Source organism: Actinophytocola sp. (assembly GCF_045807065.1).
In the GTDB taxonomy this organism is placed as follows: Bacteria; Actinomycetota; Actinomycetes; order Mycobacteriales; family Pseudonocardiaceae; genus Actinophytocola.
Window position 1 is genome coordinate 1 of sequence record NZ_JBJMIE010000720.1, and the last position, 6,578, is coordinate 6,578.

A 6,578-nucleotide genomic window follows, 5' to 3' on the forward strand; every position below is an offset into this window, starting at 1 on the left:
CTCGGCCGGCGCCAGCTCGGCGTACAGGCGGGTCATCGTCTCGCGGTCGCCAAGCCTGACCGCGGCCAGCGCGTGGAGGCACGTGCGTGCCTCGAACAGCAGGTCCCGGGGCGCGGGTGGCACGCTCACCGCCCGCGCCCCGGCCACGTCACCGGCGGCGAGCAGCACCAGCGGGCGGCACCACGGCTCGTACGGGCCGAAGTCGTCCGGCCGCGGCGGCTGGCCGCGCCGGAGGCGGTCGCACAGCAGCGCCAGGCCCAGGATGCCGTCGGACATCCCCGGCATCCCGCTGTCCGCGAGCCGGACGGCGACGGCGCGGTACGCGGCCTCGGCCGGCTCGCCGGCAATCGTCGCCCGCATGGCCCTGTACCAGGCGATGAGCACGCTCACAGCGGGGATCTCGTAGTCGTCGCCCAGCCGTTCGGCCTCGGCGGCGTGCCGGTCGGCGGCGGTGAGGTCGGCCAGTGCCGAGTTCGCCTGGACGAGGATCAGGTGGCCAAGGACCTCGAACGTGACGAGCGCGTGGCGGGCGGCCAGGTCGACCAGCTCCGTGCCGATGGCCAGCCGTCGCCTGGCGCCGCCGGCGCGCTCGAACGACTGCATGAACCGCGCGTTCAGTGCGAACGCCAACACCGCCGGGTCCGCCAGGCCGCGGGCGATGGCCTCCGCCTCGGTCGCCGCCGCGTGCGCGCGCGGGCCGCCGGTGTTGCGGAGCTCCAGCGCCACGGTGGACAGCAGCCGGCTGCGGACCGCGGGCTCGGCTCCCGGCAACGATGTGAGCGTGCGCTCGGTGACCTCGACGATGCGCCCGGCCAGCGCGGGGTCGTCGGACTCGGTCCACACCGCCGGCACGTCGAACGCGGCGATCACGCCGGCCGTCAGGGCGGGGTCGTCGACGGCCTCGGCCAGGTCGAGCGCCTCGGCGCGGTGGCGGCGGGCCTCGGCGAGCGCGCCGGTCACCGCGAGCGCGCGCACGAGCCCCACGAGCAGCGTCAGCCGTTCCCGGGGATCGTCGCCGGCGTGGTCGAGGGCCGCCTGCCACAGGCGGGCCGCCTGGTGCGGCGCGAAGCGGTGTTCGGCCTGCTCGGCCGCGGCCCGGGCGTAGCGGGCACCCTTGGCCGCTGTCGCCGGGTCCTCGGCGTGCAGGAAGTGGTGGGCGAGCGCCGCGACGTCGTCCGGCCGCGCCCGCTCCAGTGCCTCGGCGATGTTCGCGTGCCACCGCGCGCGGCGGGACCGGGACAGGTCCTCGTAGAGCGTGTCCCGGACGAGCGCGTGCGCGAACCGGAACCGTCCCGGCCCCACCTCCACCAGGAACCCGCGTGCGGTGGCGACCTCGAGGGCGTCGAGCACGCCGGCACCGGGCAGCAGGGACTCCTCGACGTCGACCCCGAGCACGGCCGCGTGCCGCAACGCCGACCGGACCGGTTCGGGCAGCGTGGCGAGGCGGTACCGCACGACGTCGCGTATGCCCGCCGGCACCGAGGACACGTCACCGCCGGCGGCGAGCAACCGGGCCAGCTCACGCACGAAGAACGGGTTGCCGCCGCTGCGCCGGTGGACCAGCCGGACGGTGCCCGGGTCGGCGTCCCGGCCGGTGAGAGCGCTCACCACCTGCGCGGTCGGCCCGATCGGGAGACCGCCGAGGTAGATCCGCGTCGGTTCGGTGCGCGCGACCCGGCCGAGGAAGCGCGTGAGCCGGCCGGGAACGTCGGTCGTGCGGTAGGTGCCGACGACGAGGATCGCGCCGGGCTCCGCGACGAGGGACGCGAGCAGGGCGAGTGTCTCCTCGCCGGCCAGGTGGAGGTCGTCGAGCACGAGCAGCAGCGGCGTGTGCCGGGTGAGGTGCGCGTGCACAGCCCGGTGCCAGCGGAAGCGGGCGGCGGCCGGGTCGCCACCGGTCTCGGGCTCCGGCGCGGGCCCGGGCAGGGCGGCGAGTATCCGGGTCCACGGCCAGGCGGCGGGTAGGCCGTCGTCCTCGGGGTTGCCGCCCCACGCGGTCGTCCAGCCCTGGTCGGCGAGGTGGGTGGCACCCGCCTGCGCGAGGGCGGTCTTCCCGGCCCCGGCCTCACCCGCGACGAGGACGAGCGCGACCTTCCCGCGTTCCCGGACAGCGGCGGCCGCGGCGGCGAACTGAGCGAGTTCACCGGCTCGGCCGACCAGCGTGCCGGGGCCAGGAGTGGCTCGACTGCCGGGCACCGGTTCGTCTCCCCCGCTCGTGACGTCGTGCGTGGCCGTCGACGACGTGGCGGCGCGGCGACGAGGACCGGGCGACGTGGCGGCGAGGCCGGTCAGCACGGGTGCGCCGGTGAGACCGGGCGCCTGCGCCAGGATGTCGGTCTCCAGCTGGCGCAGCCCCGGTCCCGGGTCGAGGCCCAGCTCCTCCGCCAGCACCGACCGCGCGCGGCGGAGCGTGTCCAGCGCCTCGCCCTGGCGGGCGGCGCGGTAGCGGGCGAGCGCCAGCAACCGCCACGCGTCCTCCCGCCACGGGTGAGCCCTCACCTGCGCCTCGAGGTCCGGCACCGCCGACGCCGCACGGCCGGAGTCCAGCAGCGCGGCCGCCCGCCGCTCCCCCGCCAGCAGCCGCAGCTCGTCGAGGCGGGCGATCTCCCCGCGCGCCCACGGCTCGTCGGCGAAGTCCGCGTACGCCGGTCCACGCCACAGCGCCAGCCCCGCGTCGACGCCGGCGAGCACCGCCTCGGGCGAACCCGACGCCGTGACCGCCGCCTCGAACTCCCACGCGTCGACCGCCGCGGCACGCAGCACGTAACCCGGCCCCGCGGTCACCAGCACGCGGGCCGGGGTCCGGGGCGGCCGGTCCGGTTCGAGCGCCTTGCGCAGCGCGGCGACGAACGTCTGCACCGCGCCGACGGCCCCGTCCGGCGGATCCGTCCACAGGTCGGCCACGAGCTGCCCCACCGGGACGACCCGCCCCCGCGCGACCAGCAGCCGCGCCAGCACCGCGCGGTGTCGCGGCCCCCTCAACTCGACCGGACCCCGCTCGTCCTCGGCCACCAGCGGGCCGAGCACCCGAAACGTGATCACCGCGAGCACTGTAACGCGCTCAGTCAGCGCTGACCGACCGCTGACTCCCGGGTTGAACGCTCACAACATGCAGATCCCAGGATTCACCTACGACCGCGTGACCACCCAGGACGGGACCCGCCTCAACGTCGCCGTAGGCGGCACGGGCGCGCCCGTCGTGCTCCTGCACGGCTTCCCGCAGACCCACCTCATGTGGCGGCACGTCGCCGCCGACCTGGTGAGCGATCACACCGTCATCTGCCCCGACCTGCGCGGCTACGGCGACAGCGACAAGCCGGCGGACACCGGCGACACCTACGCCAAGCGCACGATGGCGCAGGACGTCGTGGCCGTCGCCCGCGCGCTCGGGCACGAGCGGTTCGCGCTCGCCGGGCACGACCGCGGCGCGCTGGTCGCCTTCCGCGCCGGCCTCGACCACCCCGACACCGTCACCCACCTCGGGTGCCTGGACGTGCTGCCGACACTGGACATGTGGGACGTCCTGCACGGCACCACCGCCGCCGTCGGCTTCCACCTCTACCTCATGGGTCAACCACCCGGCCTTCCCGAGGCCATGATCGGCGCCGCGCCGGACGCGTTCTTCGGCCACTTCCTCGACGCGTGGGCGCAGGGCGCCTTCCCACCGGACGTGCGTGCCGCCTACCTGGCCGCGTCCCGGAACGCGGTCACCTCGATCGTCGCCGACTACCGCGCCTCCGCCACCATCGACGTCGAGCACGACCAGCGCGACCGGGACAGCGGCACCCGGCTCCGCATGCCGGTCACCGTGCTGCAGCAGGACTGGGGCGCGGCGCTCGGCTACGACGCCGCGGCGCTGTGGCGGGCCTGGGCGCCGGACCTCACGCACGTCACCGTCTCGTCCGGACACTTCATGGCGGAGGAGGGCCCGGCCGAGGTGATCAAACACCTCCGTGAACTTCTCACCCGCTAGGCCACTGGGCCGAAAGGCGGTAGCACCAGCAGTAACGGTTCGCTACCGTCCGTTCCTGGTCGGACCGTACCAACCAGGGGGTACTTCTCCATGCGCCGAGCGCTCAGCGCCGCCCTGACCGCCTTGCTGGCCGCGGGAGCGTTCGCCGCCGCCCCACCCGCGGATTCCGCACCCGCGGCGGTCGCCGACCAACCGATGTCAACGTTCACACCCCGCGCGCCGGTCCGGTTGCTCGACACCAGGACCGGCACGGGGACGGGTGGCTCGACCAGTCCGGTCGGCCCGGGTGGCACGCTCACACTCGACCTCTCCGGCGCGGTGCCGGCCACCGCGACGGCCGTCGTCCTCAACGTGACCGGCGTGGCGCCGACGGCCGCCACCTTCATCACGGTCCACCCAGCCGGCACGGGCCGGCCGACCGCGTCGAGCCTCAACCTGCCCGCCGGCGACATCAGGGCGAACCAGGTGACGGTGGCGCTCGGCGCGGACCGCGAGGTCGCGCTGTACAACTTCGCCGGGAACGTGCACATCGTCGCCGACCTCGCCGGTCACTACGCGACGGGCGCCGGCGCGAGGTTCACCGCCCTGCCCGCCAGCCGGTTCCTCGACACGCGGGACAGCGGCCCGCTGGGCCCCGGCGGGTCGCGGGTCGTCGACCTCACCAACCGGGTGCCCCGGTCGGCGACCGCGGTGACGTTCAACCTCACCGCCACCAATGCGACCGCGTCGACGTTCGTCACCGCGTGGCCAGCGGGCGCGGCACGGCCGACGGCCTCGAACGTGAACGTGCCCAGCGGCGACACGAGGCCCAACCTCGTCACCGTCGCCATCGGTGCCGACCGCAAGGTCAGCCTCTACAACAACGCCGGCAGCGTCGACGCGGTCGTGGACCTGACCGGCTTCTACACCCCCGACTACGGCGCCGCCTTCCTCCCGATGCCGCCGACGCGCCTGCTGGACACCAGGAACGGCGCCGGCGGGCCCGTCGGCACCGCCGGCACGATCGACGTCGCCCTCCCGGACGGCCTGCCGGCGACCACCACGGGTGCGGTGCTCAACGTCACCGGCGTGGACGCGACGGCCGGCACCTACGTGACCGCGTGGGCGGCGGAGTACGACCAGCCGGACACCTCCACGCTCAACCTGTCCGCCGGGCAGACCGCCGCCAACGCGGCCGTGGTCGCGTTCGGTCCGGTGCTCGGCATCCAGCTCTACAATCACGACGGGAACGTGCACATCGTCGCCGACCTGGCCGGGGTCTTCGCCGCGGCCGGCGACGCGCCCTGCACGGCCGACTGCCTCTACGCGTGGGGTGAGAACGTGAACAAGGCACTCGGCACCGCCCAGGCCGTCCCCTCGTCGGCGACCCCGACGCAGGTGGTCGGCCTGTCCGCCGTGCGGGCGGTCGACGGCGGCAGCGGGGCGAACGGGTACGCCCTGCGCGCGGACGGCACGGTGTGGGCCTGGGGCGACAACGAGAGCGGGCAGCTGGGCAACGGCTGGACGGGTACGTCGACCGGCGGGCTCGGCAGCGGTTCGGCGGTCCCGGTGCCCGTGGTCGGGCTGACCGGCGTCACCGCGATCGCCGGCAGCGACAGGGGTGCCTACGCCCTGCGTGGCGACGGCACCGTGTGGGCCTGGGGATCCGGCTGGACCGGCCGCCTGGGCACCGGGAGCCTCGACGACGTCGCCGAGCCGCGGCAGGTGTCCGCGCTGACGAACGTGGTCGCGATCGCCAGCGGCTGGGGCACCGGGTACGCGCTGCGCGGCGACGGCACGGTCTGGGCCTGGGGCCAGAACGGCACCGGCGCGCTCGGCAACGGCTCGCCGGAGGAGTACTCGCCCGTGCCGGTTCAGGTCTCCGGCCTCACCGGTGTCACGGCGATCGCCGGCCGCGACAACGGCGCACTCGCGCTGCGCGGCGACGGCACCGTCTGGGCGTGGGGCGACAACGGCGCGGGCCAGCTCGGCAACGGCCAGCCGTGCCCACCGGAACAGAGCAGCTGCGAGTCGCGGGTGCCGGTCGCGGTGTCCGGCCTGACCGGCGTGAGGAGCATCGCCGGCAACATCAACAACGGCTACGCGGTGCGCGACGACGGCACGGTGTGGTCCTGGGGCGGGAACTTCGACGGCGCGCTCGGCAACGGCGTCGACTGCGACCCGACCGCGCAGGCGTGTGAGTCCCGCGTGCCGGCGCCGGTCCCGGGTCTCGCGGACGCCACGGCCGTAGCCGCGTTCGACTACGGCGGTTACGCGTTGCGCGCCGACGGATCCGTCTTCGCGTGGGGATCCAACACCTACGACGCACTGGGCAACGCGGGGGTGGCCGAGCACTCGGCGGTGCCCGTGCCGGTCGTGGGTCTGAGCGGCGCGAGCGCCGTCGGGGGCGGCGGGGAGGCCGGCTACGCGATCGTTTCGAACCCTGGAGGTTGAGATGCGTCGAACGCTGTGCGGTGCGTTCACCACGGTCCTTGCCGCCGGTCTGGTCCTCGCCGGAGGTCCGCGGGCACAGGCGAGGCCCGCGGCGGCGCTGGCGGACGCGACCCCGTCGGCCTACACGTCGCTCGCCCCCGTCCGCGTGCTCGACACGCGGGGCGGCATCGGC

Annotated in this window: 3 protein-coding genes; 2 read left to right on the forward strand and 1 reads right to left on the reverse strand. The window is 75.3% G+C overall.

Features of this window, described 5'->3' with window-relative positions; translation table 11 throughout:
- The coding region (locus ACJ73U_RS42460) for a BTAD domain-containing putative transcriptional regulator (protein WP_407783450.1) at nucleotides 1-3,042 on the reverse strand (3,042 nt) is incomplete at its 3' end.
- Nucleotides 3,043-3,109: 67 nt separating this feature from the next.
- On the opposite strand from ACJ73U_RS42460, the gene ACJ73U_RS42465 reads away from it, so the two are divergent.
- Together ACJ73U_RS42465 and ACJ73U_RS42470 are read left to right on the forward strand one after the other, a co-directional pair.
- Entirely contained in the window at nucleotides 3,110-3,973 is an 864-nt protein-coding gene (locus tag ACJ73U_RS42465; protein WP_407783451.1) for an alpha/beta fold hydrolase, read from the forward strand.
- Nucleotides 3,974-4,063: 90 nt separating this feature from the next.
- Complete coding sequence (locus ACJ73U_RS42470) at nucleotides 4,064-6,406, forward strand: RCC1 domain-containing protein (RefSeq protein WP_407783452.1); 2,343 nt, start codon at nucleotides 4,064-4,066, stop codon at nucleotides 6,404-6,406.
- The last annotated feature ends 172 nt before the right edge of the window (nucleotides 6,407-6,578 follow it).